The sequence below is a fragment of the Nonomuraea sp. NPDC049607 genome, from assembly GCF_040675375.1.
Lineage (GTDB): Bacteria > Actinomycetota > Actinomycetes > Streptosporangiales > Streptosporangiaceae > Nonomuraea.
Map to the genome: position 1 here is coordinate 52,925 of NZ_JBFAOV010000001.1, position 26,267 is coordinate 79,191.

At 70.5% G+C, this 26,267-nt stretch carries 28 protein-coding genes and 1 pseudogene; 13 read left to right on the forward strand and 16 right to left on the reverse strand.

What is annotated here, in order from left to right:
• Positions 1-15: 15 nt before the first annotated feature.
• Positions 16-885, forward strand: coding sequence for an HAD-IB family hydrolase (locus tag AB0J97_RS00295; protein ID WP_357692457.1), 870 nt, complete (start codon positions 16-18; stop codon positions 883-885).
• A 5-nt stretch (positions 886-890) separates the two neighbouring features.
• Here the strand turns inward: AB0J97_RS00295 and AB0J97_RS00300 are convergent, their stop codons facing one another.
• The 9 genes from AB0J97_RS00300 to AB0J97_RS00340 form a co-directional block, all read right to left on the reverse strand.
• On the reverse strand, positions 891-1,904 hold the full coding sequence (locus AB0J97_RS00300; protein WP_364082623.1) for an LCP family protein: 1,014 nt from the start codon (positions 1,902-1,904) through the stop codon (positions 891-893).
• A 2-nt stretch (positions 1,905-1,906) separates the two neighbouring features.
• A complete protein-coding gene (locus tag AB0J97_RS00305) occupies positions 1,907-2,488 on the reverse strand; it encodes an RNA polymerase sigma factor (protein ID WP_364082626.1) in 582 nt (193 codons plus the stop codon).
• Between the two features lie 58 nt (positions 2,489-2,546).
• On the reverse strand, positions 2,547-3,332 hold the full coding sequence (locus tag AB0J97_RS00310) for an SDR family oxidoreductase (protein ID WP_357692463.1): 786 nt from the start codon (positions 3,330-3,332) through the stop codon (positions 2,547-2,549).
• Between the two features lie 71 nt (positions 3,333-3,403).
• Positions 3,404-4,273 carry a lysophospholipid acyltransferase family protein gene (locus AB0J97_RS00315; protein WP_357693534.1) on the reverse strand — a complete coding sequence of 290 codons (870 nt, stop codon included), beginning with the start codon at positions 4,271-4,273 and terminating at the stop codon, positions 3,404-3,406.
• 29 nt (positions 4,274-4,302) lie between these two features.
• Complete coding sequence (locus AB0J97_RS00320) at positions 4,303-5,298, reverse strand: NAD-dependent epimerase/dehydratase family protein (RefSeq protein ID WP_364082629.1); 996 nt, start codon at positions 5,296-5,298, stop codon at positions 4,303-4,305.
• 22 nt (positions 5,299-5,320) lie between these two features.
• Positions 5,321-5,419: an AURKAIP1/COX24 domain-containing protein gene (locus AB0J97_RS00325; RefSeq protein WP_018654693.1), complete on the reverse strand. Its 99-nt coding sequence runs from the start codon at positions 5,417-5,419 to the stop codon at positions 5,321-5,323.
• A 175-nt stretch (positions 5,420-5,594) separates the two neighbouring features.
• A complete protein-coding gene (locus tag AB0J97_RS00330; RefSeq protein ID WP_026214222.1) occupies positions 5,595-5,798 on the reverse strand; it encodes a helix-turn-helix domain-containing protein in 204 nt (67 codons plus the stop codon).
• A gap of 312 nt (positions 5,799-6,110) precedes the next feature.
• Positions 6,111-6,893, reverse strand: a complete 783-nt coding sequence (locus tag AB0J97_RS00335; protein WP_357692467.1) for a phosphatase — start codon at positions 6,891-6,893, stop codon at positions 6,111-6,113.
• Between the two features lie 33 nt (positions 6,894-6,926).
• The gene (locus tag AB0J97_RS00340) at positions 6,927-8,090 is read right to left on the reverse strand and encodes an acetoin utilization protein AcuC (RefSeq protein WP_357692469.1); all 1,164 of its coding nucleotides are present in this window, start codon (positions 8,088-8,090) and stop codon (positions 6,927-6,929) included.
• Positions 8,091-8,248: 158 nt separating this feature from the next.
• On the opposite strand from AB0J97_RS00340, the gene AB0J97_RS00345 reads away from it, so the two are divergent.
• The 4 genes from AB0J97_RS00345 (at position 8,249) to AB0J97_RS00360 (ending at position 11,715) form a co-directional block, all read left to right on the forward strand.
• The gene (locus tag AB0J97_RS00345; protein WP_364082633.1) at positions 8,249-9,346 is read left to right on the forward strand and encodes a histidine kinase; all 1,098 of its coding nucleotides are present in this window, start codon (positions 8,249-8,251) and stop codon (positions 9,344-9,346) included.
• Positions 9,343-10,002, forward strand: a complete 660-nt coding sequence (locus tag AB0J97_RS00350) for a response regulator transcription factor (RefSeq protein WP_357692474.1) — start codon at positions 9,343-9,345, stop codon at positions 10,000-10,002. Before AB0J97_RS00345 ends, AB0J97_RS00350 begins: the two co-directional genes overlap by 4 nt.
• 82 nt (positions 10,003-10,084) lie before the next feature.
• On the forward strand, positions 10,085-10,975 hold the full coding sequence (locus AB0J97_RS00355; RefSeq protein ID WP_357692476.1) for an ABC transporter ATP-binding protein: 891 nt from the start codon (positions 10,085-10,087) through the stop codon (positions 10,973-10,975).
• The gene (locus AB0J97_RS00360) at positions 10,972-11,715 is read left to right on the forward strand and encodes an ABC transporter permease subunit (RefSeq protein WP_357692478.1); all 744 of its coding nucleotides are present in this window, start codon (positions 10,972-10,974) and stop codon (positions 11,713-11,715) included. The genes AB0J97_RS00355 and AB0J97_RS00360 overlap by 4 nt, the downstream gene beginning before the upstream one ends.
• Positions 11,716-11,731: 16 nt before the next feature.
• Here the strand turns inward: AB0J97_RS00360 and proC are convergent, their stop codons facing one another.
• Together proC and AB0J97_RS00370 are read right to left on the reverse strand one after the other, a co-directional pair.
• Positions 11,732-12,526, reverse strand: coding sequence for a pyrroline-5-carboxylate reductase (gene proC, locus AB0J97_RS00365; protein WP_357692480.1), 795 nt, complete (start codon positions 12,524-12,526; stop codon positions 11,732-11,734).
• Positions 12,527-12,565: 39 nt separating this feature from the next.
• A complete protein-coding gene (locus tag AB0J97_RS00370) occupies positions 12,566-13,447 on the reverse strand; it encodes a proline dehydrogenase family protein (RefSeq protein WP_357692482.1) in 882 nt (293 codons plus the stop codon).
• An 81-nt stretch (positions 13,448-13,528) separates the two neighbouring features.
• Between AB0J97_RS00370 and AB0J97_RS00375 the strand changes: the two genes are divergently transcribed.
• A complete protein-coding gene (locus tag AB0J97_RS00375) occupies positions 13,529-13,972 on the forward strand; it encodes a hypothetical protein (protein ID WP_357692484.1) in 444 nt (147 codons plus the stop codon).
• Positions 13,973-14,042: 70 nt separating this feature from the next.
• On the opposite strand, the gene AB0J97_RS00380 is transcribed toward AB0J97_RS00375, so the two are convergent.
• The gene (locus AB0J97_RS00380; RefSeq protein WP_364082640.1) at positions 14,043-14,306 is read right to left on the reverse strand and encodes a hypothetical protein; all 264 of its coding nucleotides are present in this window, start codon (positions 14,304-14,306) and stop codon (positions 14,043-14,045) included.
• A gap of 334 nt (positions 14,307-14,640) precedes the next feature.
• Between AB0J97_RS00380 and dnaK the strand changes: the two genes are divergently transcribed.
• The 6 genes and pseudogenes from dnaK (at position 14,641) to AB0J97_RS00410 (ending at position 22,114) form a co-directional block, all read left to right on the forward strand.
• On the forward strand, positions 14,641-16,512 hold the full coding sequence (gene dnaK, locus AB0J97_RS00385; protein WP_357692488.1) for a molecular chaperone DnaK: 1,872 nt from the start codon (positions 14,641-14,643) through the stop codon (positions 16,510-16,512).
• Entirely contained in the window at positions 16,512-17,111 is a 600-nt protein-coding gene (gene grpE, locus AB0J97_RS00390) for a nucleotide exchange factor GrpE (protein ID WP_357692490.1), read from the forward strand. Before dnaK ends, grpE begins: the two co-directional genes overlap by 1 nt.
• A gap of 20 nt (positions 17,112-17,131) precedes the next feature.
• Positions 17,132-18,313, forward strand: coding sequence for a molecular chaperone DnaJ (gene dnaJ, locus AB0J97_RS00395; protein ID WP_364082645.1), 1,182 nt, complete (start codon positions 17,132-17,134; stop codon positions 18,311-18,313).
• A gap of 3 nt (positions 18,314-18,316) precedes the next feature.
• Positions 18,317-18,598: pseudogene (locus AB0J97_RS00400) on the forward strand (helix-turn-helix transcriptional regulator); the annotation flags it as partial.
• Between the two features lie 72 nt (positions 18,599-18,670).
• Complete coding sequence (clpB, locus tag AB0J97_RS00405; protein ID WP_364082648.1) at positions 18,671-21,241, forward strand: ATP-dependent chaperone ClpB; 2,571 nt, start codon at positions 18,671-18,673, stop codon at positions 21,239-21,241.
• A 186-nt stretch (positions 21,242-21,427) separates the two neighbouring features.
• Positions 21,428-22,114, forward strand: coding sequence for a hypothetical protein (locus AB0J97_RS00410; protein ID WP_364082651.1), 687 nt, complete (start codon positions 21,428-21,430; stop codon positions 22,112-22,114).
• A gap of 195 nt (positions 22,115-22,309) precedes the next feature.
• Here AB0J97_RS00410 and AB0J97_RS00415 read toward each other — a convergent pair whose 3' ends face one another.
• Entirely contained in the window at positions 22,310-22,840 is a 531-nt protein-coding gene (locus AB0J97_RS00415; protein ID WP_357692495.1) for a tetratricopeptide repeat protein, read from the reverse strand.
• 172 nt (positions 22,841-23,012) lie between these two features.
• Here AB0J97_RS00415 and AB0J97_RS00420 point away from each other — a divergent pair, with 172 nt between their 5' ends.
• Positions 23,013-23,372 carry a hypothetical protein gene (locus AB0J97_RS00420; RefSeq protein WP_364082654.1) on the forward strand — a complete coding sequence of 120 codons (360 nt, stop codon included), beginning with the start codon at positions 23,013-23,015 and terminating at the stop codon, positions 23,370-23,372.
• Here the strand turns inward: AB0J97_RS00420 and AB0J97_RS00425 are convergent.
• The 3 genes from AB0J97_RS00425 to AB0J97_RS00435 form a co-directional block, all read right to left on the reverse strand.
• Entirely contained in the window at positions 23,350-24,021 is a 672-nt protein-coding gene (locus tag AB0J97_RS00425; RefSeq protein WP_364082657.1) for a hypothetical protein, read from the reverse strand. The two genes, AB0J97_RS00420 and AB0J97_RS00425, sit on opposite strands and share 23 nt — an antisense overlap.
• Positions 24,022-24,091: 70 nt before the next feature.
• Positions 24,092-24,760: a TetR family transcriptional regulator gene (locus AB0J97_RS00430; RefSeq protein WP_357692501.1), complete on the reverse strand. Its 669-nt coding sequence runs from the start codon at positions 24,758-24,760 to the stop codon at positions 24,092-24,094.
• A 408-nt stretch (positions 24,761-25,168) separates the two neighbouring features.
• Complete coding sequence (locus AB0J97_RS00435) at positions 25,169-26,242, reverse strand: CapA family protein (protein ID WP_364082661.1); 1,074 nt, start codon at positions 26,240-26,242, stop codon at positions 25,169-25,171.
• Positions 26,243-26,267: the final 25 nt, after the last annotated feature.

Here is a 26,267-nt window from a genome sequence, read left to right on the forward strand (position 1 = left end):
CGCATGTGGCGGCTAATGCGACGACGACACGAGGTTGGGGCCGAGGCCGCCGGCGAGGCCGCGGCGCGGGCGGCGGTCACCGTCGCGCCGGCCGAGCCGGTCGAGCCCGACCTGGAGGCGGCGGCCTTCTTCGACGTCGACAACACCATGATGCGCGGCGCCTCCATCTACCACTTCGCCCGCGGCCTTGCCACGCGCGGCATGTTCACCACCTCCGACCTGCTGAAGTTCGCCGTGGGCCAGGCCGTGTTCCGGCTGCGGGGCAACGAGAACCCCGAGCACATCGCGGTCGCCCGGGAGACCGCGCTCGCCTTCGTCGCGGGCGCCAAGGTCGACGACGTCGTCCATCTCGGCGAGGAGATCTACGACGAGGTCATGGCCGACCGCATCTGGGGCGGCACGCGCGCGCTCGCGCAGAGCCACCTCGACGCCGGCCAGCGGGTGTGGCTCGTCACGGCCACGCCCGTCGAGCTGGCCCGGGTCATCGCCCAGCGGCTCGGCCTCACCGGCGCGCTCGGCACGGTCGCCGAGACGGCCGGTGGCATCTACACCGGCCATCTGGTGGGCGACCTGCTCCACGGCCCGGCCAAGGCGGAGGCGGTGCGCGCGCTGGCCCGCCGCGAGGGGCTCGACCTGACCCGCTGCACCGCCTACAGCGACTCGGCCAACGACCTGCCGATGTTGTCGCTGGTCGGCAGCGCGGTGGCGATCAACCCCGACAGCGAGCTGCGCGAGCACGCCAGGAAGCACGACTGGCCGGTCAAGGACTTCCGCACCGGCCGCAAGGCCACCATGACGGCCCTGCCGATCGCTGCCGGGGTCGGCGCGATCGCGGGCGGCGTCGCGGCGGGCATCGCCCTGCGCAGGCACTACCGCTCCCACTGACCCGCCTATTGCAGGCGCTTGAACAGCTGCGCGGCCTCGGGCTGCCGCCATTCGAGCCGGTTCGGATCGTCCTTGGCCGGCTTCCACGGCACGGTGACGAACGACATCCGTGTGGCGGACGTGCTCGTGGCCAGCTCGACCATGGATTCGAGGCTCATGTCCGTCTTGATCGACTTGCTCACCTGTCCGAGGAAGGCGTTCAGCCGGTTCGGGTCGGAGGCCGCGCTCTTCGCCTTCTTCAGCAGCGCCAGCATCAGGATCTGCTGCCGCTTGATCCGCTGGACGTCCGAGCCGTCGCCGTAGCGGCGCAGGCGGGCGTAGCCGAGGGCGCTCTCGCCGTCGAGCTGGACCCTGCCCGCGGGCAGCTTCAGCTTCGACGCCTTGTCGTCCACGGGCGTCCTGAGCGTGATCTCCACGCCGCCGAGCGCGTCCACCATGCCCTTGAAACCGGTGAAGTCGACCTCGACCGTGTGGTCGATGCGGACGTCGGTCAGCTTCTCCAGCGTCTTCCTCAGGCAGCTCGCTCCCCCGGAGTTGTACGCCGAGTTGATCATGTCCCGTCTCGCCGGCTGCGACCCGCACGCCGGGATGCGCACGAGCGAGTCGCGCGGCAGGCTGACCCCGACGGCCGCGCCGCGGTCGGCGGGCACGTGCACGAGCAGGATGGTGTCGGAGCGCCCGCCGCCCTTGTCGGGGGTCCTGGCCATGGCGGGGCCGTACTTGGCGTTGCCCGGCCCGTCGCGCGTGTCCGAGCCGATCACCAGGATGTTGCGGGCGCCGCTCATGTCGGCCGCCCCCGGGCCCATCGCCGGCGCAGCCACGGTGTTGCCGTTGACCAGCAGGGTCGGCACCGCGACGGCCGCGGCCGTGCCCACGGCGACGAGCCCGGCCATCCAGAAGGGCGTCCACCTGCGGCGCGGGCGGTCCCGCAGCAGGCGTTCGCGCTGGCGGACGAGCGTCGCGGGCGGCTCGTGCTCCAGAGCCCCGCCGAGGTCGCGGAGCATCCTCAGATCGTCCATGGTCACTCCTCCTCCAGCATGGGGTTGGTGTCGCCGAGCGCGGCCCGCACCTTCCGCCTGCCCCTGTTGAGGCGGGAGCGCACGGTTCCGATCGGGATGCCGAGCGCCTGAGCGGCCTCCTCGTACGTGAGGTCCCCCCAGGCGATCAGCAGCAGGACGTCCCGGTCCTTGGCGGGAAGCGCGGCCAGGGCGCCCGCCAGACGGGGTCCGGCGGCCTGCGCGGTGACCCCCGCGGCGACGCGGTCGGCGGGCGACTCCACGTCTTGGTCGACGGGGGCACGCAGGAACGCCCGGTAACGCGCCGCCTCCTTGCGGTGGTGGCGGGAGATGAGCTTGGTGAGAATCCCGAAGAGCCACGGCCTGGCGTCGGGGTACGACAGGTCGTAGCTCTTCCTGCGGGAGAAGGCGACAAGGAACGTCTCACCGACGAGATCCTCGGCGGGCTCGGGGCCGAGGCGTTTGGAGACGTACCGGTAGAGCATGGCGGAGTAGCGGTCGAACAGCTCGGCGAACGCCTCCGGTTCCGTCAAGGAGGCGCTCACCAGCTCCGAGTCCGCCCCTCTGGTGGCGGGTTGCGTGATCATCTCCGCCCTTCTGTGGGGAATCGGTCACGGATGTCTTGCCACAACCCGCCAGGAGGGTTCAGATCTCCTTGAGGAAGCCGCCGTCCACGGCGATGTCGGCGCCGGTCGTGCTGCCCGAACGCGGCGAGACCAGCAGGGCGACCATGTCGGCGATCTCCTGCGGGCTCACCAGACGCCCGGTGGCCAGCTTCATCATGCCGGGGGCGACCTGGGCGATCACGTCGTCCTTCGACGCCCCGGCCATCCCGGCGATGACGTCGGCGGCGCCGCCGTCCTTGGTCCACCAGTCGGTGAGCACCGGGCCGGGCGAGATCGTGTTCACCCGGACGCCCTGCGGGCCGTACTCCTCGGAGACGGCCTTGCTCACGTGGTTCATGGCGGCCTTGGCCGCGCCGTAGTCCACGTTCATGGCGCCGGGCTGGCGGGCCGAGCCGGAGGAGATGTTCACGATCGAGCCGCCGCCGCGCTCCACCAGGTGGGGCACGGCCGCGCGGATCATGCGTACGGCCGAGAACAGGTTGAACTCGAACATGGCCTGCCAGTCGTCGTCGCCCGGCGTCAGGAAGCCGATCCGGGGCAGCGTCACACCGGGGGGCGGCCCGCCGGCGTTGTTGACCAGGATGTCCACGCCGCCGAACTCCTCGACGGCGCGGGCGATCACCTGGGCGGGTGCCTGCGGGTCCATCAGGTCCACCGCGACGTGCGTCACCTTGGCGTCGGGCGCGGTACGCGAGGCCGCCACGACGTGCACGCCCTCCTCCGCCAAGGTGCGCGCCACGGCCAGGCCGATGCCCTTGGACGCGCCGGTGACGACGGCCACACGGCCGGAAAGCTGGAGATCCATCGAAGAGGTTCCTCTCGGGTGTCAATGACTACACCGGGAAGAACACCGGCCATGCGCGACCGGTTGCACTCTCACAGAAGCGGCGGGAAGGCCGGCCCTCTGCGCAGCCGCAACTCGTTGAGCATCTGCTGGATGACCTCGCGCACGTGGTCGGTCAGGTTGAACACCAGCATCGGGTCGTCCGCCGCGGCGGGCTCGTACTCGTCGGTGCGGATCGGCTCGCCGAACTCGATCATCCACTTCGACGGCAGCGGCACCAGCCCGAGCGGCCCGAGCAGCGGGAAGAACGGCGTGATCGGCAGGTAGGGGACGCCGAGCAGGCGGGCCAGGAACTTCAGGTCGCCGATCTTCGGATAGATCTCCTCGGCCCCCACGATGGCCGTGGGGACGATCGGCACGCCCGCGCGGATCGCCGAGGCCACGAACCCGCCCCGGCCGAACCGCTGCAGCTTGTAGCGCTCGGAGAACGGCTTGCCGACCCCCTTGAACCCCTCGGGGAACACCCCGACCAGCTCGCCCTTGCGCAGCAGCCGGTCGGCGTCCTCGGGGCAGGCCAGGGTGTGGCCGGTCTTGCGGGACAGATGGCCGAGCAGCGGAAGCTGGTAGACCAGGTCGGCCCCGAGCAGGCGGACGGCCCGCCCCGCCTCGTCGTGCAGCGCGACCTGCATCATGAGCGCGTCGACCGGCAGCGTGCCCGAGTGGTTGGCCACCACCAGCGCGCCGCCCTCGGCGGGCACGTTCTTCAGCTCGGCCGTCTCCACCCTGAACCAGTGGTGGTAGAGCGGCCTGATCAGTTCGAGCAGCACCTTGTCGGTCAGCTCGGGGTCGTAGCCGAACTCGTCGACGTCGTACTCGCCGGTGATGCGCCGGCGGACGAACGCCAGCACCCGGGCCAGCGGATCGGGCTCCTCGAAGGAGGGCGCGGCGCGGATCGGGATCACGCGGCCCTCCTCTTCGTCGTGCGGCACGCTCACGGACGCACACCTCCGAACGGATGCATACCCCGCGAACGCACGAAGTCGTCGAAGGCCGCCGCGGTGGTGTACTTGGGCCGCCAGCCCAGCTCGGCCTCCAGCTTGGAGGTGTCGACCGCCCGGCCGTAACTCATCAGCCGGAGCTGCTCGGGCGAGTACTCGACGAGGCCCACCCGGCGCACGGTGTTGCCGAGCGCGCGGAAGACCGGCGAGAACAGCGGCAGCGACGCCCGCCCCGCCCGGCGCGCGCACTGCGACAGCAGCAACACGCCTGCCCCGGCCACGTTGAACGTGCCGGGGTGGTCTTCGTTCGCCATCCTGCGCAGCACCTCGACCGCGTCGTCCTCATGGACGAACTGCAACCGCGGATCGAAGCCGAACACCGTCGGCAGGACGGGCTGGGTGAAGTAACGCGTGAGCGGCGAGTCGACGCCCGGACCCATGAAGTTGGCGAAGCGCAGCAGCGACACCGTGACGTCGGGCCGGCGGCGCGCGAACCCGCGCACGTAGCCCTCGACCTCGGCCGCGTCCTTGGCGTAGCCGTGGACGGGGCCTTCGTGCGGCTCCAGGTCCTCGGTGAACACCGCCGGATCGCGCGGGGACGAGCCGTAGACGGCGGTGGTGGAGCGCACCACCACGCGCCGCACGGTCGACGACCGCTGGCAGGCACCGAGCAGTTGCATGGTGCCTATGACGTTGTGCTCCTTCATGGCAGCCCTGCCGTCGCCCTTGGACGGGGCGCTGACCAGGCTCATGTGCACAACGGTGTCGATGTCCGCGGCCGCGATCACCTGAGCGATGTCGGGGCTGCGCAGATCGACCCGGACGAACTCCGTCCGGCCCAGAGTGATGCCGCCGTCCCGCGTCAGCGAGGGGGGCGGCACGGTGTCCACTCCGATGACGCGGCTGATCTCCGGGTCAGCCGCGAGGACGCTCGCCACCCGGGCGCCTATGTGGCGCGAGACCCCGGTGACAAGCACGGTGTGGGTCATCAGCGCCTCGCAGCTGCGTCGGTTACTTCTTGTTACGCCGCTGGATGCGCGTCTTCTTGAGCAGCTTGCGGTGCTTCTTCTTGGCCATCCGCTTGCGGCGCTTCTTGATCACAGAGCCCACGGGACCCCCAGGTACTGATAGCAAGTCTGAATCGATGTGCGAGCGCACACCGGGTGACAGACTACCGGCGATCCGAGGTGGATCGCCCCTTGGGGGGCGAAAGCCCGGCCTCGTGGTGCGCAGGCCGGGCCTCTCCCGCGACCGAATTCACGGCGCGTTCGGGCGCGCCGCTACTTCAACCTGCCTCGATGTAGGCCTCCCGCAGATAGTCGTGGACCGCCTGCTCGGGCACTCTGAACGACCGGCCTACTCGGATGGCCGGCAGCTCACCTGAGTGGACGAGCCGGTACACCGTCATCTTGGACACCCTCATGACCGTCGCCACTTCTGCCACGGTCAGGAACTTCACCTCGCTGAGAGGTCTTTCGCCTGCACCCATCGGACGCCTCTTCCGCACGTGTTTCCGGGTTATCCCCACTGGTGCCATTGCTCACGCACGTGTACTGCCGTCAGCGTAAGTCGGGACTCCGGGTGCGCAAACCCCCTATTTTCTCAGTCCACGGAGCCACCTGTCAGCCGGACCAGTAAAGTCGCTGGTTAGCAGCCAGGCCGAGCACCTCGCCTGGACCTTGGAACTGTCCAAGTTGCCACACATAAGAGTCGCCCAAGCACCATCAAAAGTTGGCAAAGGGACAGCGAGCCTCTTGGAATGCAGGCGCGAAAAGACGGTATGGGGAGGGCCGTTTTCGACTCAAAGGGCTCGTGAGACCAGAGTGACCAACCGCTCGGTCAGCGGAGCGTAATAGCGCGGTAGCACATTGTCGTCGAGTGGCACGACCACGTCGATCTTTCCCTCGGCCTCGCCGAGGAACAGTCCGGGGTCGTTGCTGTCGGCGAAGGCCACCGTCGGCACCCCCGCCTCGCCCGCCGCTCCCGCCCAGCCGTGGTCGGCGATCACCAGGTCGGGCAGCTCGCCTTCGAGCTCGTCGAGCATGTGCCGCATCGGGGCCGAGTCGTGGGTGTGCACGAAGCCGCCGCGGTCGTCCAGCATGGCGACGTCCTGGAGGTAGCGCAGGCGGCGCGGACGGCCGAAGTCGGAGCCGGCGTACGTCCAGCCCTCGGCCGGGGTGAGCAGGGTCGCGCCGCGCTCGACGGCGAACCTGGCCAGCGGCAGGTGGACGGCGAGCAGCCCGGTCGGGTGCCCGGTGGCGAACAGCACGCGCGGGGCCGGCCGCGCCAGCACGGACGCGATCCGATCGGCCATGGCGTCGATCGCGTCGATCGTCAGGTCGGCGTCGATGGTGTCCTGGCCCCGGCGGTGACCGGGATCGGCGACCACGCCCGCCGACTTGGCCATCAGGGCGAGGACGTCCCGGAAGGACCACGGCTGCTCGAACGTCAGACCGAGCATGTAGTAGGGGTCGCGGTTGGCCAGCGAGCTGTAGTGGTCGAGATTGTTCTCGCGCGACGTCGCGACGTCACCGGCGATGCGGGTTCGGATCAGGTGTCGGCGGAGTTCGTCGCGGCTCAGCACAGGTCTTCCTCATCAGGGGCACGTCAAGCGTCGTCAGGGCATCGGGTCGAGGCCGTGCAGGGGGAACACCGCGCGCCGGGTCGCCATGACCGCACGGTCGATGGGGTCCGCTGGGTCATAACCGTCGGAGAAGTCGTGAAATTCCGGGTGTCGTCCATCGGTCATGGTCAGCGGGGGCACCTCGCCGGTGCGCTCTCTGACGTACTGACGCCAGCTCTCGGGGGTGGGCGTGGCCGGATCGACGGGATGGCCGGCGGCCTCGGCGATGAGGTGCGTCCAGATGCGCGGCACGACCTGGACGAGCTCGTAACCGCCGCCGCCCACCGCGATCCACCGGCCGCCCGCCGTCTCGTGCGCCAGCTCGTGCAGGGCGGCGTAGGCGGCGCGCTGGCCGTCGATGCTGAGCATGAGGTTGGCGAGGGGGTCGAGGGCGTGGCTGTCGCAGCCGTGCTGGGTGACCAGGATCTCAGGGTCGAACTCGCGCAGCAGCGGCGGCACGACCGCGTGGAAGGCGCGCAGCCAGCCGGAGTCGCCGCAGCCGGCCGGGAGCGCCACGTTGACGGCCGTTCCGTCCGCGCCGGTCTCGTGGGGGAAGCCGGTGCCGGGGAACAGCGTGCGGGGGCTCTCGTGCAGGCTGATCGTCAGCACGCGCGGGTCGTCGTAGAAGACGGCCTGCACGCCGTCGCCGTGGTGGACGTCGACGTCCACGTACGCCACCCGCGTGGCCCCCTGCTCCAGCAGCCAGGCGATGGCCAGGGCGGGGTCGTTGTAGACGCAGAAGCCGCTGGCGGCGGCCGGCATGGCGTGGTGGAGCCCGCCCGCGACGTTGACCGCGTGCTCGGCCGCGCCCTCCCAGACCGCGCGCGCCGCCGCCAGGGACGCCCCCGCGATCAGCGCGGACGCCTCGTGCACGCCCTTGAAGGCGGGGTTGTCGGTGGTGCCGAGCCCGGCCCGCAGGTCGGGCACGCCGGCGACCGAGACGCCTTTGACCGCCTCGATGTAGCCGCGGTCGTGGACCAGGGCCAGCTCGTCGTCGTCGGCGGGCGCGCAGCCGGCCATCTCGACCTTGTCGAGGACGCCGAGCGCGCGGGCGAGCGCGATCGTCAGCTCGACCCTGATGGGTGCCAATGGGTGGCTTGGGCCGAAATTGTAGGAGGTGAGAGCTTCGTCCCAGATGACCCGTGCCGTTCGGCTCATGCCTCGCCCTTCGCGCGCTCCCTCACCTTGCGCCGACGTTACCGCAGCGCCCTCTTCTGGTTGTAGCCCGGGTGATCGTCGCGGACGCCTTCGGTCGCATCAGCAATTTCGTGACTTAGTGTTTTATGGTGCGCTGGGCGCGACCTTTCCTCAGAATCTTGAATTTCTTCCGACGACCCCGGGTTTTCGACACCACGATCGTGGTCGTGCTCGCCGTGCTCGCGGGCCTCGGGCTGCTCCTCTCGTCCTTCCAGACGGGGATGGCGGGGGCTTTGGGGTCGGCGCACTTCCTGCTGACCAGCGTGCTGCTGCTGGTCCGCCGGAGCAGGCCGGTGCCGGTGGCGGCGGCCGTCACGGCGCTCGACGTGATCGGCATCGCGGCGGGGATGGTGACGTCGGCCACAGTTCCGGAGGCCATCGCCTTCTACAGCCTGGCGCGCTACTCCTCCGGCCGTCCGTCGCTGGTCACGACCGTCGCGGGGATGGTCGCCTACGGCGCGGTGATGGAGATCAAGGGGCCGGGCCTCGGCCAGTTCCTGGCCGGCGCCTTCGTCGTCGCGATCCCGGCCGGGATCGGCGCGCTGGTCAAGGCCAGGGCCGAGCTGAACGAACGCGGCAGGCGGGAGGCCGCCGACGCGGCCGTACAGACCGAGCGGCGGCGCATCGCGAGGGAGCTGCACGACGTCGTCGCGCACCACATCACGGTGATCAACGCCCTGGTCGGCGGCGCGCGGGCCACACTCGCACCCGAGCAGGAGGTCACCCGCGAGGCGCTGGAGAGCGCCCAGCAGACCGCCCGCCAGGCGATGTCGGAGATGCGCCGGCTGCTGCACGTCCTGCGCGCGGACGGCAACGACGGCCCGGACGCCGCGACCGGCGTGGGCGCCGACCGGCTGCCCGCGCTCATCGGCGAGGCCAGGAGCGCCGGGCTGCCCGCCAGCCTGACCGTCACGGGCGAGCCGGTGACCCTGCCCTCGGCCGTGGACCACGCCGTCTACCGGATCGTGCAGGAGGCCCTGACCAACACCCGCAAGCACGCGAGCGGCGCGCGGGCCAGCGTGCTCCTGGCCTACGGGTCCGCGGCGGTCGAGATCGAAGTGCTCGACGACGGGGTGGCCCAGCAGGGCGGCACGCCCGGGTTCGGGCTCGGCGGCATGGCCGAGCGGGTCGCGCTGTGCGGCGGAAGGCTTTCGACCGGCCCGCGTCCCGGGGGAGGATTCCGGGTGCACGCCCGCATCCCCCTGGAGGCAACATGATCACGGTGCTGCTGGTCGACGACCACGAGCTGGTGCGCAAGGGGTTCAGGCTGATGCTCGACGCCCAGCCCGACCTGTCGGTGGTGGGCGAGGCCGCCGACGGCGAGCGGGCCGTCGAGCTGAGCCGGCGGCTGCGGCCCGACGTGGTGCTGATGGACCTGCACATGCCGGGGCTCGACGGCGTGCGGGCGACCGAGCTGATCACCTCGGAGCTGCCGGGCGTGCGGGTGCTCGCGCTGAGCACGTTCGATCTGGACGAGAACGTGGTCGCGGCGCTCAGGGCGGGCGCCGACGGCTTCCTGCCCAAGGACGTCTCCCCCGAGGAGCTGATCGAGGGCGTCCGCGTGGTGCACCGGGGCGAGTCGGCGGTCGCGCCGCGCCTGCTGACCCGGCTGATCGGCACGTTCGTCCGGGCGTCGAGGCCGCCGGCCGCGCCCGTGCCGCGCGTGCTGGAGGCGCTGACCGAGCGCGAGCGGGAGATCCTCGTCCTGATCGCCAGGGGCCGGTCGAACACCGAGATCGCCGGGGAGCTGGCGGTCTCCCCCTCGACCGTCAAGAACCACGTGACCAGCCTGTTCGCCAAGATCGGGGTCAGGGATCGGGCCCAGGCGGTGATCGCCGCGTACGAGGCGGCGCTGATCAAACCTGGAGACTAGGACCAGGCTCCCAGGCGGCGCCCGGCAAGAACGTCCTCACGGCCGAAGAGGAACGCGGGCCGCCGACGGCACGCTTGAGTGCATGACGGCGATTCGCGCAACCAACCTGAGCAAGCGCTACGGCGGCACCCATGCCGTCGCGGACCTGTCATTCGACGTCGAGCCCGGTCAGGTGACCGGGTTCCTCGGGCCGAACGGCGCCGGCAAGTCCACGACCATGCGCATGATCCTGGGCCTCGACCGGCCCTCCGGCGGATCCGTGCTGGTGGACGGGCGGCCGTACCAGGAGCACCGGCACCCGCTGCGCAAGGTGGGCGCGCTGCTGGACGCCAAGGCCGTGCACGGCGGGCGCAGCGCCCGCAACCATCTGCTGGCCATCGCCCAGAGCAACGGCATCCCGGCGAGCCGGGTGAACGAGGTGCTGGAGTCCGTCGGCCTGCGCGAGGTGGCGCGACGACGGATCGGCGGCTTCTCGCTCGGCATGTCGCAGCGCCTCGGCATCGCGGCCGCGCTGCTCGGCGACCCCGAGATCCTGCTCTTCGACGAGCCGGTCAACGGGCTCGACCCCGACGGCATCCTGTGGATCCGCACGTTCATGCGCAAGCTGGCCGCCGAGGGGCGGACGGTGTTCGTCTCCAGCCACCTCATGAGCGAGATGGCCCAGACGGCCGACCACCTGGTCGTCATCGGCCGGGGACGGCTGATCGCCGACACGAGCGTGCAGGAGTTCATCGGACGCAGCTCCCAGGGCTACGTACGGGTGCGCTCCCCGCGCCTGGCCGAGGTCGCGGACCTGGTCAAGGTGGGCGAGCTGTACCCGGACCACCTGCGCGTCACCGCGATGAGCACGCTGGAGATCGGCACCCTGACCGCGCGGGCCGGGATCCCCCTGGAGGAGCTGACGTTCGTGCAGCCCTCGCTCGAAGCGGCCTACATGGAGCTCACCAAGGACAGTGTGGAGTACTCGTCATGACAGACATCCTGAGGTCCGAATGGACCAAGATCCGTTCGGTGCGGTCGACGGTGTGGACGCTCGCCGTCACCGCCCTGCTCATGATCGGCCTGGGCGGGCTCATCTCGTTCGCGTCCAAGGCCACGGCCGACGGGCGGCCCATCCCCGGTGACCAGGCCGTCATGGCGGGCCTCACCGGCATCATGTTCGCCTCGCTGGCCATCGCCACCCTGGGCGTGCTGGTGATCTCCAGCGAGTACCGGACCGGCGGCATCCGCACGTCGATGATGGCGGTGCCGCGGCGGATGAGGCTGCTCGGCGGCAAGGTCGTGGTGTTCACCGCGACGGCGCTGGTCGTCAGCACGATCGCGTCGGCCGCCGCGGTGGCCGTCGGCCTGGCGATCATCCAGCCGGCCTCGGTCGACCTGGGCGCGACGGCGCGGTCCGTGCTCGGGGCCGGGCTCTACCTCACCGCCTGCGGCCTGTTCGGGCTCGGGCTCGGCACGGTGGTCCGGCACACGCCGGGCGCGCTCGTCTCGGCCATCGCGCTGATGCTGGTGCTGCCGCAGCTCACCGGCATGCTGCCCGGCCAGTGGGGCAAGACCGTCTCCCACCACTTCACCACCAACGCCGGCATGGAGGTCGTGATGGACCAGCCCGGCAACCCGCTGGGGCCGTGGAGCGGGCTCGGCGTCTACCTGCTCTGGGTCGCCGTCGCGGTGGTCGCCGGGGCCGTCCTCATGCAGCGGCGGGACGCCTGAGCCGCACGGCCGCCGGTCAGCCCGAGGCGAGCTGGCGCCCCCGGTCGCGGGCGGCCTCGATGGCGGCCAGGAAGGCGGCGCGCACGCTGTGGCGCTCAAGCTCGGCGATGGCCGCGATCGTGGTGCCGCCCGGCGAGGTGACGGCCTCCCGCAGGATCACCGGGTGCTCACCGGAGTCGCGCAGCATCACGGCCGCGCCGACGATCGACTGGGTGACCATGTCGAGCGCGGCCGCCCGCGGCATGCCGAGCAGGATGCCCGCGTCGACCATGGCCTCGACCAGGTAGAAGAAGTAGGCGGGGCCACTGCCGGACAGCGCGGTCGCGGCGTCCTGCTGGGACTCGGGGATGCGCAGCACCTTGCCGACCGGCTTGAGCAGGCCCTCGGTGAGCTTCAGGTGCTCCTCGCCCGCGTGCGCGCCCGCCGAGATCACGCTCATCGCCTCGTCGAACTTGATCGGCGTGTTGGACATGACCCGGACCACCGGCACCTCGACGCCGAGCCGCTGCTCCACGAACGCGGTGGTGATGCCGGCCGCCGCAGAGATGACCAGGCGGTCGGCCGGGACGTAGGGGGCGATCTCGGCCAGCAGGGTCGCCATGTCCTGGGGCTTGACGGCCAGGATCAGGGTGTCGGCCGCCTTGGCCGCCTCGGCGTTGTCGACCGTGCGCACGCCGTAGGTCTCGCGCAGCGCCTGCGCCCGCTCCGGCCTGCGGCTGGTCGCCATGATGTCGCCCGGCTCGAACCCGGCGCGCAGCAGCCCGGACAGCAGGGCCTCGCCCATCTTGCCGGTGCCCAGAATCGCGATCATCTCGACCTCTCGGAGGGGAACGGACGCGGGCCCAGCCTACTAGCCTCTCGACAGCAGCGATCTGAGGAAGAAGGCCAGGTTGCGGGGGCGTTCGGCCAGGCGGCGCATGAGGTAGGCGTACCAGTCGGCGCCGTACGGGACGTACACGCGCACCTGGCCGCCCAGACCGGCCAGGCGGCGCTGCTCGGCGGGGCGCACGCCGTACAACATCTGGTACTCGAAGCCGTTGACGTCGCGGCCGTCGAGCACGGCCAGGGTGGAGGCGATCTGGATCATCCTCGGGTCGTGCGTGGCGATCATGGGGTAGCCGGTGCCCGCCATGAGGATCCTGAGGCAGCGCACGAACGAGCGGTCGATGTCGGCCGGCCTGCTGTACGCGCCGGGGGCGGTGTAGGCCCCCTTGCAGAGCCGTACGCGGGCGCCGACCAGCTTCTCGCAGCGTTCGAGCGCGTCCGGCAGGTACGCCTGGACCACGATCCCGACGTCGGGATGCTCCTTGCGCAGCGTGGCGTGGACGAAGTGCAGGCCGCCGATCGTGTCGTGCTCCTCGGCGTCGAGCGTGACCGTGATGCCGCGGGGCGCGGCCGCCTCGCAGATGGTGGCCGCGTTGTCCAGCGCGACCTGCTCCGACAGCCGCAGCCCGAGCGCGGTCAGCTTGACCGAGGCGTCGCCGCCGGGCGGGAGCCGGTCGAGGAGCGACAGGTACTCGCGCACGGCCTCCTCGGCCTGCCGCCGGTCGGTCACCTCCTCGCCCAGGTGGTCGACGGTCACGAGCAGGCCCTCGTGGGACAGCTCGCGGATGATCCCGCCGACGTCGTCGGCGACGTATCGCTTGACCACGTCCCTGGTCAGCGGCGAAGTGGTGATGACGCGTTCGGCGCGTTCGCTCTTGGAGACGGCCAGCATTGCCTGACGAAGCACGTGACCCACACTAACCGCCCACTTCCTGGGTATATCGCTGAACCGCGGGCCTGCCCTTTTCGTCTTATGGATATGCGCACAATGACGACAGCGACTCTTCTCGCCGGTTCTCTGGTGCTCGCGACGAGTTGTGCCACAGCGCCGCCGGCCGCCCGCCCGTTGCCGCAGGCGCCCGTCGAGCACTCCGTGACACCGGTCACCACCGGCCCGACCAAGGGGCCTGAGCCGGTCAAGCCGGTCGGCGACGCCATCAACGTGCACAAGGTCCGCTGGACCAAGGCCACGCCCGTCTCACGTGGCAAGCAGGTGAGGCTCACCTGGTGGTCGGGCGTCGAGCCGTGCACCGTGCTGGACGAGGTCAAGGTCAAGGAGACCGCCAAGAAGGTCACCATCACCCTGTACGAGGGCACCTCCCCCAAGGCCAAGAGCGTCTCCTGCATCATGCTGGCCGTGGAGAAGACCACGACCGTCAAGCTCAAGCACGCCCTCGGCAAGCGCAAGCTCGTGGACGGCGCGAAGCCCTAGCGTCCGAGGCGCCGGCAGTCCTTGGGAACGGCCGGGCGTGCGTCGGTCCAGCCGTTCCCCGGCAGGTACGTCACGGCCTGTCCCCCGCGGTCGTGGTCGCGTAGGCGGCTGCGGTGAGCGGCTCGCCCGTGCCCTGGTCGAGGAGCAGCACGTTGGGTTGCGGCTCCTCGACGCGCGACGCCTTCGGCTCGATGGCCACCTCCAGTCCCGGCCTGCCCTCGGGGTCACGGACGACGCCGCGCGCGTCGGTGGCGGGCAGGCCCGCCAGGAACCGGAGCACCATGGCCCGCCGGTCGGGACGCAGCGGCAGCCTGGTGAAGCGGGCGGCGTCCACGCGGTCGAGGACGTCCTCCTCGTGACCCGCGTCCTGGCGGCCGGCCGCCCTGCCGAGCGCCCGCCACCGCCTGACGGGGAGGCGGCGGGCGATGTACCGGTGGATCTCGGTGAAGTCGCAGGTCGAACAGGTCCGCCCTGCGATCGGGTGGAACCACCAAGCGTTCGCCCCCGTTACGCGTGTTGTGTGGAATCGCGGTGGTTGTTGCCCGATTGCCGGGAATGCTTTCACGCTCAGAGGGGTTGAGTCGGGTAGGCTCAAGTCGTTTGACAAAGACGACACGCATCCGTAGCTTGAGTCCAACCGACTCAACTTTGACTACAAGGACGTACTCATGGCACGTGCGGTAGGTATCGACCTTGGGACGACCAACTCCGTCGTCTCGATCCTCGAGGGCGGTGAGCCCACCGTCATCGCCAACGCGCAGGGCTCGCGGACCACGCCGTCCGTGGTCGCCTTCGCGAAGAACGGCGAGGTCCTGGTGGGCGAGGTCGCCAAGCGGCAGGCCGTCACCAACGTTGACCGGACGATCCGCTCGGTCAAGCGCGAGATGGGCACCAACTGGTCCCAGGAGATCGACGGCAAGAAGTTCTCCCCCCAGCAGATCAGCGCCTTCGTGCTGCAGAAGCTGAAGCAGGACGCCGAGGCGTACCTGGGCGAGAAGATCACCGACGCGGTGGTCACCGTCCCGGCGTACTTCAACGACGCCCAGCGCCAGGCCACCAAGGAGGCCGGCACGGTCGCGGGCCTCAACGTGCTCCGCATCATCAACGAGCCGACCGCCGCGGCCCTCGCCTACGGGCTCGACAAGGAGCAGGACCAGACGATCCTGGTCTTCGACCTCGGCGGCGGCACCTTCGACGTGTCGCTGCTCGACGTCGGCCAGGAGGACGGCCACGGCTTCGTCGAGGTCAAGGCCACCTCCGGCGACAACCACCTCGGTGGCGACGACTGGGACCAGCGCGTGGTCGACGAGCTCGTCAAACGCTTCCAGAACGCCCACGGCGTCGACCTCGCCAAGGACAAGATGGCCCTCCAGCGCCTGCGTGAGGCGGCGGAGAAGGCCAAGATCGAGCTGTCCAGCCAGGCCGAGACCACCATCAACCTGCCCTACATCACCGCTTCCTCCGAGGGCCCGCTGCACCTCGACGAGAAGCTGACCAGGGCCGAGTTCCAGCGCCTGACGGCCGACCTGCTCGAGCGGACCAAGGGCCCGTTCCACCAGGTCATCAAGGACGCCGGCATCAAGGTCTCCGACATCGCCCACGTGGTGCTCGTCGGCGGCTCGACCCGTATGCCCGCCGTCACCGAGCTCGTCCGCGAGCTGACCGGCGGCAAGGAGCCCAACAAGGGCGTCAACCCCGACGAGGTCGTCGCCATCGGCGCGGCTCTCCAGGCCGGCGTGCTCAAGGGTGAGGTCAAGGACGTCCTCCTGCTCGACGTGACCCCGCTGTCGCTGGGCATCGAGACCAAGGGCGGCATCTTCACCAAGATCATCGAGCGCAACACGACGATCCCGACCAAGCGCTCGGAGGTCTTCACCACGGCCGAGGACAACCAGCCGTCGGTGCAGATCCAGGTCTACCAGGGCGAGCGCGAGATCGCCTCGTACAACAAGAAGCTGGCCACCTTCGAGCTGACCGGCATCGCCCCGGCGCCGCGCGGCATCCCGCAGATCGAGGTCACCTTCGACATCGACGCCAACGGCATCGTCAACGTCTCCGCCAAGGACCTGGGCACGGGCAAGGAGCAGACGATGACGATCACCGGCGGCTCCGCGCTGCCGAAGGACGACATCGCGCGCATGATGCGCGAGGCCGAGTCGTACGCCGAGGAGGACAAGAAGCGCCGCGAGGAGGCCGAGGTCCGCAACAACGCGGACGGTCTGGCCTACCAGACGGAGAAGTTCCTCCGCGAGAACGACGACAAGGTCCCCGGCGACATCAAGACCGAGGTCAACGACGCCCTGGCCGAGCTGAAGAAGGCTCTTGAGGGCACCGACACCGACGTCATCCGCACCTCCGCGGAGAAGCTCGCCACGGTCAGCCAGAAGATGGGCTCGGCGATCTACGCCGCGAGCCAGGGCCAGCAGGCCGGTCCCGAGGGCGCTCCGCAGGACGCCACGGCCGGTCAGGGCGCCAAGGCCGACGACGACGTGGTCGAAGCCGAGATCGTCGACGAAGACCAGCCGAAGAAGGACCAGTGATGCCGGCGCGTGACAACGGGCACGAGGAGCCGGTGATCCGCGACAAGCGCAAGATCGACCCGGAGACGGGTGAGGTTCGGGAGACCTCGGGCGGGCAGCCCGAGGCGCCCGCCGAGCAGGCGCCGGCGGCGGCCCACGACGGTGAGCTGGCGGCCCAGCTCGCCGAGCGGACCGCCGACCTCCAGCGCCTCCAGGCGGAGTACACGAACTACCGCAGAAGGGTCGAGCGCGACCGGGTCGCGGTCCGCGAGCAGGCCGTCGCCGGCGCGCTGACCGAGCTCCTCCCCGTGCTCGACGACATCGGAAGGGCCCGTGACCACGGCGAGCTGACCGGTGGCTTCGCGAAGGTGGCGGAATCGCTGGAATCGGTGCTCACCAAGCTGGGTCTCAGCGCCTACGGCCAGAAGGGCGACCCGTTCGACCCGACGGTCCACGAGGCGCTGATGCACAGCTACTCGCCCGACGTGACGGAGCCCACCGCGATCGAGGTGTTGCAGCCTGGATACCGGATGGGTGAGCGGGTGCTGCGCCCGGCACGGGTCGCGGTGGCCGAGCCCGAGGACGCTCCTCCCGCGTCCAATGACGACGAAGCAAACTGACAAAGGACGAAGGGCCGTAGATGAGCACCAAGGACTACCTGGAAAAGGACTACTACGCCGTCCTTGGTGTGCCCAAGACCGCCACCGCCGATGAGATCAAGAAGGCGTACCGGAAGCTGGCCAGGCAGTACCACCCGGACACCAACCAGGGCGACGCCGCCAAGGAGACCAAGTTCAAGGAGGTCTCCGAGGCGTACGACATCCTGTCCGACGGCAAGCGCCGCAAGGAGTACGACGAGGCGCGCACGCTGTTCGGGTCCGGGGTGGGCGGTCAGCGCCCCGGCGGTGGCGGTTTCCCGTTCGACTTCGGCGACCTGTTCGGCGGAACCGCCGGCCAGCAGGGCGGGGGCGCCGGCGAGCGGCTCGGCGACCTGTTCGGCGGGCTGTTCAACCGGGGCGGGGCGGCGGGCTCCACCCGTACGACGAGCGCGACCAGGCCGCGCCGCGGCCAGGACGTCGAGTCCGAGGTCACGCTCTCGTTCACCGAGGCCGTCGAGGGCACCACGGTGTCGCTCAGGCTGACCAGCTCGGCCGCCTGCACCGGGTGCAGCGGCACCGGCGCCAAGGCGGGCACGACCCCCCGGGTCTGTCCCACCTGCGAGGGCACCGGCGCGGCCAGCCGCAACCTGGGCAACTTCGCCTTCTCCGAGCCCTGCCGCGACTGCAAGGGCCGCGGGCTGCTCGTGGACGACCCCTGCCCCGTGTGCGAGGGCAGCGGCCGGGCCAAGAGCACCCGTACGATCCAGGCCAGGATCCCCGCCGGCGTGGCCGACGGGCAGCGGGTCAAGCTCAAGGCCAAGGGCGCGCCGGGCGAGAACGGCGGCCCGGCCGGCGATCTCTACATCCTGACGCACGTCAAGCCGCACCACGTGTTCGGCAGGGCGGGCGACAACCTCACGATCACCGTCCCCGTGACGTTCACGGAGGCAGCGCTGGGCGCCGAGATCAAGGTGCCGATCCTCAAGGGCATGCCGGTGACCCTGCGCATCCCGGCGGGCACGCCCAACGGCCGCACGTTCCGCGTGCGGGGCAGAGGCGTCACCCGCAAGGACGGCACCAAGGGTGACCTGCTCGCCAGTGTCGAGGTGCTCGTCCCGAAGACGCTCGACGACAAGTCTCGCGAGCTCCTCAACGAGTTCAACACCGCGACCGTGGGCGACGACCCGCGGGCCGATCTCATTCAGCGAGCCAGAAGCGAGTAGCCGATGGACGCCAACTATTTCGACCTGTCCGACGACACTCCTGTTTATGTGATTTCGGTGGCCGCGCAGCTCTCCGGGCTCCATCCGCAGACGCTGCGCCAGTACGACCGGCTCGGCCTGGTCAGCCCCGGCCGCACCGCCGGGCGCGGCCGCCTCTACTCCACAAGAGACATCATCCAGCTCCGCGAGGTCCAGCGGCTCTCCCAGGAGGAGGGCATCAACCTCGCGGGCATCAAGCGGATTCTCGAGCTCGAGAACGAAGCTCTGCGGCTGCGTGAGGAGGTTCACCGCCTGCGCGCCGAGATGCGGATGGTCAGGGCGCTGATCCGCTACGAGCTGCCACCGGGGGCCTAGGTTATGGACTACAAGCTCACCCAGAAGAGCCAGGAAGCGCTCTCGGGTGCCATGCGGCGCGCCGCCGCCGAGGGCAACCCGGAGATCTCACCGGCCCATCTGCTCTCCACGCTGCTCTCCCAGACGGGCGGCACGGCCGTCCCGCTGCTCGAAGCGGTCGGCGCCGACTGGCGCACGCTGCGGGCACGCGTCGAGGAGCAGCTCGCGGCGCTGCCGAAGGCCCAGGGCGCGACAGTGGGCGCGCCTTCGAGCTCCCGGCAGCTCCTCACCGTCATGCACACCGCCGCCCAGCACGCCAACCGGCTCGAAGACCTCTACGTCTCGACCGAGCACCTGCTCGTCGGCCTGGCGGCCGACGGCGGCCCGATGGCCGAGCTGCTGAAGGCGCAGGGCGCGACCCCGCAGGCGCTGCTCGACGCCTTCGAGAAGGTACGCGGCCACGCCCGCGTCACCAGCGAGACGCCCGAGGACACCTACCAGGCGCTGGAGAAGTACGGCGTCGACCTCACCGAGCGGGCCCGCGGGGGCGGCCTCGACCCGGTGATCGGCCGCGACTCGGAGATCCGTCGCGTGGTCCAGGTGCTCAGCCGCCGCACCAAGAACAACCCGGTGCTGATCGGCGAGCCCGGCGTGGGCAAGACCGCCGTCGTCGAGGGCCTGGCCCAGCGCATCGTGGCCGGCGACGTGCCCGAGTCGCTGCGCAACAAGCGGCTGATCTCGCTCGACCTGGGCGCGATGGTGGCCGGCGCGAAGTACCGCGGCGAGTTCGAGGAGCGGCTCAAGGCCGTGCTCTCCGAGATCAAGGAGAGCAACGGGCAGATCGTCACGTTCATCGACGAGCTGCACACCGTCGTCGGCGCGGGGGCCGCCGAGGGCGCCATGGACGCCGGCAACATGCTCAAGCCCATGCTGGCCCGCGGCGAGCTGCGCATGATCGGCGCGACCACGCTCGACGAATACCGCGAGCGCATCGAGAAGGACCCCGCGCTGGAGCGCCGCTTCCAGCAGGTCTACGTGGGCGAGCCCACGGTCGGCGACACGATCGCGATCCTGCGCGGGCTCAAGGGCCGCTACGAGGCCCACCACCAGGTGCAGATCGCCGACGGCGCCCTGGTGGCCGCCGCCGCCCTGTCCGACCGCTACATCACCAACCGCTTCCTCCCCGACAAGGCCATCGACCTGGTCGACGAGGCCGCCTCGCGGCTGCGCATGGAGATCGACTCCCGTCCCGTGGAGATCGACCAGCTCCAGCGGAACGTCGACCGGATGAAGATGGAGGAGCTGGCCCTGACGAAGGAGACCGACGAGGCGTCGGTCCAGCGGCTCGACCGCCTGCGCCAGGAGCTGGCCGACCGCCAGGAGGAGCTCAACGCGCTCGTCGGCCGCTGGGAGCACGAGAAGGCCGGGCTCAACAAGGTCGGCGAGCTGAAGAAGCAGCTCGACGAGGCCAGAGGCGCCGCCGAGCGGGCCCAGCGCGACGGCGACTTCGAGGCCGCCTCCCGGCTCATGTACGCCGACGTGCCCCGGCTGGAGCAGGCCCTCCAGGCCGCCTCCGACGCCGCGCCGCCGGACAACGCCATGGTCAAGGAGGAGGTCGGCGCCGACGACATCGCCGAGGTCATCTCCTCCTGGACGGGCATCCCCGCCGGGCGCCTGCTGGAGGCGGAGACGGCCAAGCTGCTGCGCATGGAGGAGGAGCTGGGCCGGCGGCTCATCGGCCAGCAGCAGGCCGTACAGGCCGTCTCCGACGCCGTACGCCGCAGCCGGGCCGGCATCGCCGACCCCGACCGTCCCACGGGCTCGTTCCTGTTCCTCGGCCCCACGGGGGTGGGCAAGACCGAGCTGGCCAAGGCGCTGGCGGAGTTCCTGTTCGACGACGAGCGGGCGATGACCCGCATCGACATGAGCGAGTACTCCGAGAAGCACAGCGTGGCCAGGCTCGTCGGCGCGCCTCCCGGCTACGTCGGCTACGAGGAGGGCGGCCAGCTCACCGAGGCCGTCCGGCGGCGGCCGTACACGGTGGTGCTGCTGGACGAGGTGGAGAAGGCGCACCCGGAGGTCTTCGACATCCTCCTCCAGGTGCTCGACGACGGACGGCTGACCGACGGCCAGGGCCGCACGGTCGACTTCCGCAACACGATCCTGATCCTGACCTCCAACATCGGCTCGCAGTTCCTGGTCGACCCGAAGCTGGAGAACGACGCCAAGCGCGAGGCCGTCATGGGGGCGGTGCGCGGTTCGTTCAAGCCGGAGTTCCTCAACCGGCTCGACGACGTCATCCTCTTCGACGCGCTCGGCTCCGAAGAGCTGGCCCAGATCGTCGACCTCCAGGTCGACCGCCTGGCCCGGCGCCTGTCCGACCGCCGGCTGACCCTGGAGGTCACCCCGGCCGCCCGCGAATGGCTCTCGCTCACCGGCTACGACCCCCTGTACGGCGCCCGTCCGCTGCGCCGCCTGGTCCAGTCGGCCATCGGCGACAAGCTGGCCAAGGCCGTCCTGTCCGGCGAGATCGCCGACGGCGACAAGGTCGAGGTGGAGCTCGGCGACGACGAGCTGGTCGTCCGGCGCGGCTGAGACCCGCGTCACCGGAGCCCGGGGATCCTCACGATCCCCGGGCTCCCGCATGTCATGGCAGGGTCATCCCGCGTCGCGGCGGGGTAAGGTTCCCGCCACCCTTCGCACAAGCCGCACGCGACCGGTCGGGCAGGTGACTACCTTCGGCGTTCGTCAGATCACCGATTCCGATCAGAGGGACATGCGGTGGCATCTCAGAAGATCCGAAGCATCCTGGCGGTGGCCGCTCTGACCGTGGGCGTCACCTGGCCGGTCGCCGGTCCTTCGGTGGCCGACACCTGCAGGCCGCGGTTCCAGGCGGTCGCCTCGTTCTGCGACGGCCGTACCAGCCTCCAGCTCAACGAGAACAAGACGAACGGCCACCGGGTCGTCACCGAAGAGGTCGGCAAGCTCGCCGTGGCCGCCGGGGCCATGGCCAGGCGGCTCGGTCTGACCGGTCTGGCCGCCGCCAGGTCCGCCATGGGACCGCTGGCCGACCTCGGGGGCGTCGGGGCGACGTGGGGCATGCCGTCGCTGACCAGCGTCTCGCCCGCGCTGTTCCCCATGGCCTCCGGCGAGAGCGGCATGCGGGACCTGGCGACGACGCTCCAGGTGCCCGCTCTGCCCGCGCTCCCCGCGTTGCCGCAGCCGCCCATCGCGGCCCGGGTGCCCGCCGAGATGACGGTCGGCGAGAAGCCGACCGCCCCCGCGTCGGCCCGCTCGGCGCGGTCGGCCGCGGAGGCTCGGCAGCCCGTACGGGAGGTCGGCGGCGACCTCATCTCGAACCTGCTGCCCAAGGCCGTGGAGGGCATCGAGGGCGCCTCCACGCTGCCCGGCGGCTACCCCGCGATCGACGGCTTCAGCCGCCTGCTGCCCAACCTCGACCTGCGCTGAGCCGAAGTGTCCGGGCGCGGGTCGTGCCTGCCGCGCCCGGCTTTCTCAACCGGAGGGGCCGCGTCACACACTGACGCGACCCCTCCGGCCCAGCTCCACAGGCACACGACGGGCAACGCGCTTGCTCCCGCGCGGTTCTTGCGGGCGCGCGACAAGCAGGGCCCCGCGCGGGGCCCACCGGTCCGGCCCCCTCGACTAGGAGACGAGCTCGTCGAGCTCGTCTTCCGGAAGGCCGAGGTCGACCCTGATCCGGTATCGCGTCCGCAGCAGCGCCACCTGCTCGGGGTCGCCCTCGTCACAGCCCAGCACCGCCTGGGTGGCCCATTCGAGGCCGCCCTGGAGATCGCCGTAGGCGACCAGGGTCTCCGCGATGGTGTGGGCGGTCGTCGTGGAGACATCGCCCTCCGCGCGGATGGTCTCGATGAGCTCCCGGGCCTCGTCGGGCCTTTCGAGCTCGAAGAGGGTGTCGGCGATGCCGGCGCGCGCGTCGAAGCCCGCGTCGCCGCCGTCCTCCACGGCGCGCTGGAAACACTCCATCGCGCGTGCGGGCTGTCCCGCCGCTCGCCACTCCTCGGCGGCCAGGACGAGGATGGACGCCCTGGAGACGTCGCCGGACGAATAACCGAGCGCGACGTCGTAAAGCCGACTGGCCAAGGAACTGTGGTCGTCGGCCAGCAGGGCCTGCTCAAGCAGACGATCAAGGTGCTCTCGGGTCACATGCGCCACACCGCGAGACTACCGAGCCGCCAGGCGCTTTGCCCGGTCAATGCGCATCGCCGGTCACATGCAAATTCGGCAACGTCCCGTCAAAGACTGGTTACGCTGCGCGTGTCTGTGCAGGTCATAGGGCATATATCCGATGCTTTGCGTCTCGCGGGCGGAGGGGGCTGTAATGGGCATGTCCAAGCAGATGACCTTCACGCTGGCTTGTGCCGTCGTTCTCTCGGCCCTCGGGCCCGGTGTGGCCGGGTATCTGTCGGCCCGGTTCGAGGCCATCCAGACGGCCGAGCGCAACCTGCACGCGCTGGAGGCCAGGCTCGACGTCAGGCAGGCCCGGGACGTCCGGCCGGTGTCCTTCCCCCTGCCGTGCCTTCGCACGCCGTTGACGCCGCGCATCCAGCAGGTGCCCGCGACGGCGCTGGGCGACCGGGAGCTCATGAGACGCCTGCACCGGGAGGCGGAGGCCCTGGCGCCCGGGTCGTGGCAGCGGACCGAACCGGGCGCTCAGCGGCCGGTCATCGCCGGTACCGGCCGGTGATCCGGTCGATCACCTGTGCGTAGAGGTCGCCGCGCATCTCCTGGACGAGCGCTTCGAGCGGTGAGCGCCCTGGCACGCGGGCGACGTCCAGCTCCCTCAACGCCTCCCTCACCGGCTTCCTGACCGGCACCCTCACCGACGCCCTGACCGGCGCTCGGACCGTAGCCTGCACCTGCGCCTTCACCTGTTCCTTCACCGGGGCCCTGACTGGTGCCTTCACCGGGACCGCCACCGGAGGGGCCACCCGGACGGCGCTCGGGCGGGCGGGCCGCCGGACGCGGGCGCGCTCCCGATGGGCCCGCGCCCCGACGACGACCGCCGGACGCACCCCCGGACGCGCGGGCGCCTTCACGACGACCGCCGGACGCACCCCCGGACGCGCGGGCACCCCCGCGACGGCCTCCGGACGGGCGGGCGCCTCGACCTCGGCGGGCACGGCCACGGGCGGGACGGCGCGGCAGGCGACCACGGGCCGCACGGTCATCACCGCCGGCTCCGTGTCGTCGGCGGCGTACCCGGCCGTGTAACCGATCATCCCGCTGGCGCCCACGGCCAGGACGAGCCCGAGCGTGGCGTAGGCCGGCCCACGCCTGCGACGGGGATCGATGGGAGCACTGCGGTGGAAGGCGGACGGTGGAAGATCGGACATCTTCACCTCCCGAGACCTGTGACGGACAGTGAATGAAAGATCGCTCACTGCTGTCATGCCCAGATCTGCGTCAGCGTCCCACGTCGCCCTCGGTCAGCTCGTGCGGCGACCACGACCTGAGCTGGCGCGACAGGAACCCCCGCACCAGATGCTTGGCGGCGTCGATGATGTCCGGCGCGCCGGCGGGGTCGCGCCGGAAGGCCAGCTTGAGCACCGCGTCGCCGGCCTCGACGGCGACCAGCACGGCCAGGTCGAGCGTCTCGCTGTCGGCCAGCCCGAACCCCTTGAACAGCAGGCCGCGCAGCCTGCCCGCGATGACCGTGTTGTTCTCGGAGTCGGAGTCGAGCAGGTTGAGGTCGACGACGTCGCCGAAGTGCAGGCTCCTGAAGCCGGGGACCGTGCGGTGCATGTCGACGTACTCGTCGATGATCGCGTCGACGGCCTCCCACCAGCCGCGGTACTCCTCCTCCATGAACCGGCGGCCCACCCGCGCCACGAACTGCTCGACGTTGCGCCGGGTGAGCTCCTGGGTGATGGCCCGCTTGTCGGGGAAGAACTGGTAGACCGATCCGATCGCGACGCCTGCCCGCTCGGCTATGCGGGTGGTGGACAGGGCCTCGTAGCCGGTCTCGTCGAGGAGTTCGGCACAGGCGTCGAGCATGCGCTCGACGCGCCGGGCGCTGCGGCGTTGGGCCGGCTGCCGCCGGAGAGCTTTGGGGTGGACGCAGTCATCATCCATTTGCGGCGAGGACACGGATTCATCTTCTCTCGTCGGCACGATCGTTACCTACTCATTTGCGGGATTTCTCGGACGGCTACCGCGCCGCGTCGCCCATGGCGAAATCCGCGACTCGGCATAACCGTATTTCCGCGCTGCTCAACGGGCCGAATGTGCGCTGCGACGCAGGCCCGCAGGGCAGGGTGGACGTCCGTCCGGTCCCCTCGGCGTCCTCGGGACGCCGCTCCGGATAACGTCCCGCGGATCGCCGCCGATGGTGTGTTCGAGAAAGTCCCGGTGGGCGCGACCGTCATATTGTTCGGCACACTATATTGCGAGACGATATTTTGCGAATATTCTTCAATTTGCGGGATATCGGCGACGGCTCTCCCCGGGGTGGCCCGTCGAACCGTCCGGAGGGTGGATCGCTCAGGGGCGCGCGGCCAGCCCCGAGCACGAGCGCAGGGCCTTCCAGTCGTTCACGGCCTGGGTTTTGGCCGTGCCCGTCATGGGGACCGGGATGCCGCCCTGGATCGTGGCCGGGGTCCACTGGTCCTTGAGTACCTTGCGGCCGTTGATGGTCAGCGTCAGCACGCCCGTCCTGCCCGTGGTGCCCGGGGTCGAGTTGTAGAAGACGAAGTTGCCCATGCCGTAGCTGACGTAGGCGTCGTCCAGGTATCCGGCGCCGAGCAGGATGTGCGCGTGCCCGCCGACCACGACGTCGGCGCCCGCCGCGACCAGCTTGGGGGCGAGTGAGCGCTGGGCCTCGTTGGGGCATTTCTGCATCTCGGTGCCCCAGTGCAGGTGCACGATGACGGTGTCGGAGTTCTTGCGCGCCTGGCGTACGGCCTTCAGCAGGCTCGCCTCGTCCTTGGCCGAGGCCAGCCCGCCCTTGTCGGCCGTGGCCGTCCACGACTGGATGAACTCGGCGTCGAGCACCTGCGTCGCGCCGATGATCGACACCCGGTTGCCGTTCACGGTCTTACGGAAGGGTTTGTAGGCCTGCGCCGCGTTCGCGCCGATCCCCACGATCGGGAACTTGCTGCGCTTGATGGCAGCCAGGGAGTCGGTCAGGCCGCTCTCCATGTAGTCCATGCCGTGGTTGTTGGCCATGGAGGCGACGTCCACCCCGGCCGCCTTGAGCGCGGCGAACGCGGTCGCCGGCGCGCGGAAGGTGAACTGCTTGCCCGGCGCGGGCGTCCCGGCCGTGGTGATGGCGGTCTCCAGGTTGACCATCGACAGGTCGGACTTGCGCAGGACGTTCGCGATGGGTCCGAGGGCGGTGCCCGGGTTGGCGAGCCTGCCGCGCAGGACGCCCTCGAAGTGCACGTCGCCGCCGAAGGAGATGGTGAAGGGCTTTCGTACGGGCTTCGGCTTCCGGCTCGGCGACTCGGCCGCCTGCTGGTCGACCTGCTTGCTCTGCGGCTCTTTCTCGGGTGCCGACGAACATGCCGCGAGGGAGGCGGCGACGACCAGCACCGGCAGGACACGGGGGAGTCTCATCTACCGCCATTTCCACTCGATCCAG

Excerpts from the sequence above, each read along its gene's own strand:
- AB0J97_RS00295 (WP_357692457.1), top strand. The coding sequence starts at position 16 with ATGCGACGACGACACGAGGTTGGGGCCGAGGCCGCCGGCGAGGCCGCG.
- AB0J97_RS00300 (WP_364082623.1), bottom strand. The coding sequence starts at position 1,904 with ATGGACGATCTGAGGATGCTCCGCGACCTCGGCGGGGCTCTGGAGCAC.
- AB0J97_RS00305 (WP_364082626.1), bottom strand. The coding sequence starts at position 2,488 with ATGATCACGCAACCCGCCACCAGAGGGGCGGACTCGGAGCTGGTGAGC.
- AB0J97_RS00310 (WP_357692463.1), bottom strand. The coding sequence starts at position 3,332 with ATGGATCTCCAGCTTTCCGGCCGTGTGGCCGTCGTCACCGGCGCGTCC.
- AB0J97_RS00320 (WP_364082629.1), bottom strand. The coding sequence starts at position 5,298 with ATGACCCACACCGTGCTTGTCACCGGGGTCTCGCGCCACATAGGCGCC.
- AB0J97_RS00330 (WP_026214222.1), bottom strand. The coding sequence starts at position 5,798 with ATGGGTGCAGGCGAAAGACCTCTCAGCGAGGTGAAGTTCCTGACCGTG.
- AB0J97_RS00340 (WP_357692469.1), bottom strand. The coding sequence starts at position 8,090 with ATGAGCCGAACGGCACGGGTCATCTGGGACGAAGCTCTCACCTCCTAC.
- AB0J97_RS00350 (WP_357692474.1), top strand. The coding sequence starts at position 9,343 with ATGATCACGGTGCTGCTGGTCGACGACCACGAGCTGGTGCGCAAGGGG.
- AB0J97_RS00355 (WP_357692476.1), top strand. The coding sequence starts at position 10,085 with ATGACGGCGATTCGCGCAACCAACCTGAGCAAGCGCTACGGCGGCACC.
- AB0J97_RS00360 (WP_357692478.1), top strand. The coding sequence starts at position 10,972 with ATGACAGACATCCTGAGGTCCGAATGGACCAAGATCCGTTCGGTGCGG.
- proC (WP_357692480.1), bottom strand. The coding sequence starts at position 12,526 with ATGATCGCGATTCTGGGCACCGGCAAGATGGGCGAGGCCCTGCTGTCC.
- AB0J97_RS00375 (WP_357692484.1), top strand. The coding sequence starts at position 13,529 with ATGACGACAGCGACTCTTCTCGCCGGTTCTCTGGTGCTCGCGACGAGT.
- dnaK (WP_357692488.1), top strand. The coding sequence starts at position 14,641 with ATGGCACGTGCGGTAGGTATCGACCTTGGGACGACCAACTCCGTCGTC.
- grpE (WP_357692490.1), top strand. The coding sequence starts at position 16,512 with ATGCCGGCGCGTGACAACGGGCACGAGGAGCCGGTGATCCGCGACAAG.
- dnaJ (WP_364082645.1), top strand. The coding sequence starts at position 17,132 with ATGAGCACCAAGGACTACCTGGAAAAGGACTACTACGCCGTCCTTGGT.
- clpB (WP_364082648.1), top strand. The coding sequence starts at position 18,671 with ATGGACTACAAGCTCACCCAGAAGAGCCAGGAAGCGCTCTCGGGTGCC.
- AB0J97_RS00420 (WP_364082654.1), top strand. The coding sequence starts at position 23,013 with ATGTCCAAGCAGATGACCTTCACGCTGGCTTGTGCCGTCGTTCTCTCG.
- AB0J97_RS00425 (WP_364082657.1), bottom strand. The coding sequence starts at position 24,021 with ATGTCCGATCTTCCACCGTCCGCCTTCCACCGCAGTGCTCCCATCGAT.
- AB0J97_RS00430 (WP_357692501.1), bottom strand. The coding sequence starts at position 24,760 with ATGGATGATGACTGCGTCCACCCCAAAGCTCTCCGGCGGCAGCCGGCC.
- AB0J97_RS00435 (WP_364082661.1), bottom strand. The coding sequence starts at position 26,242 with ATGAGACTCCCCCGTGTCCTGCCGGTGCTGGTCGTCGCCGCCTCCCTC.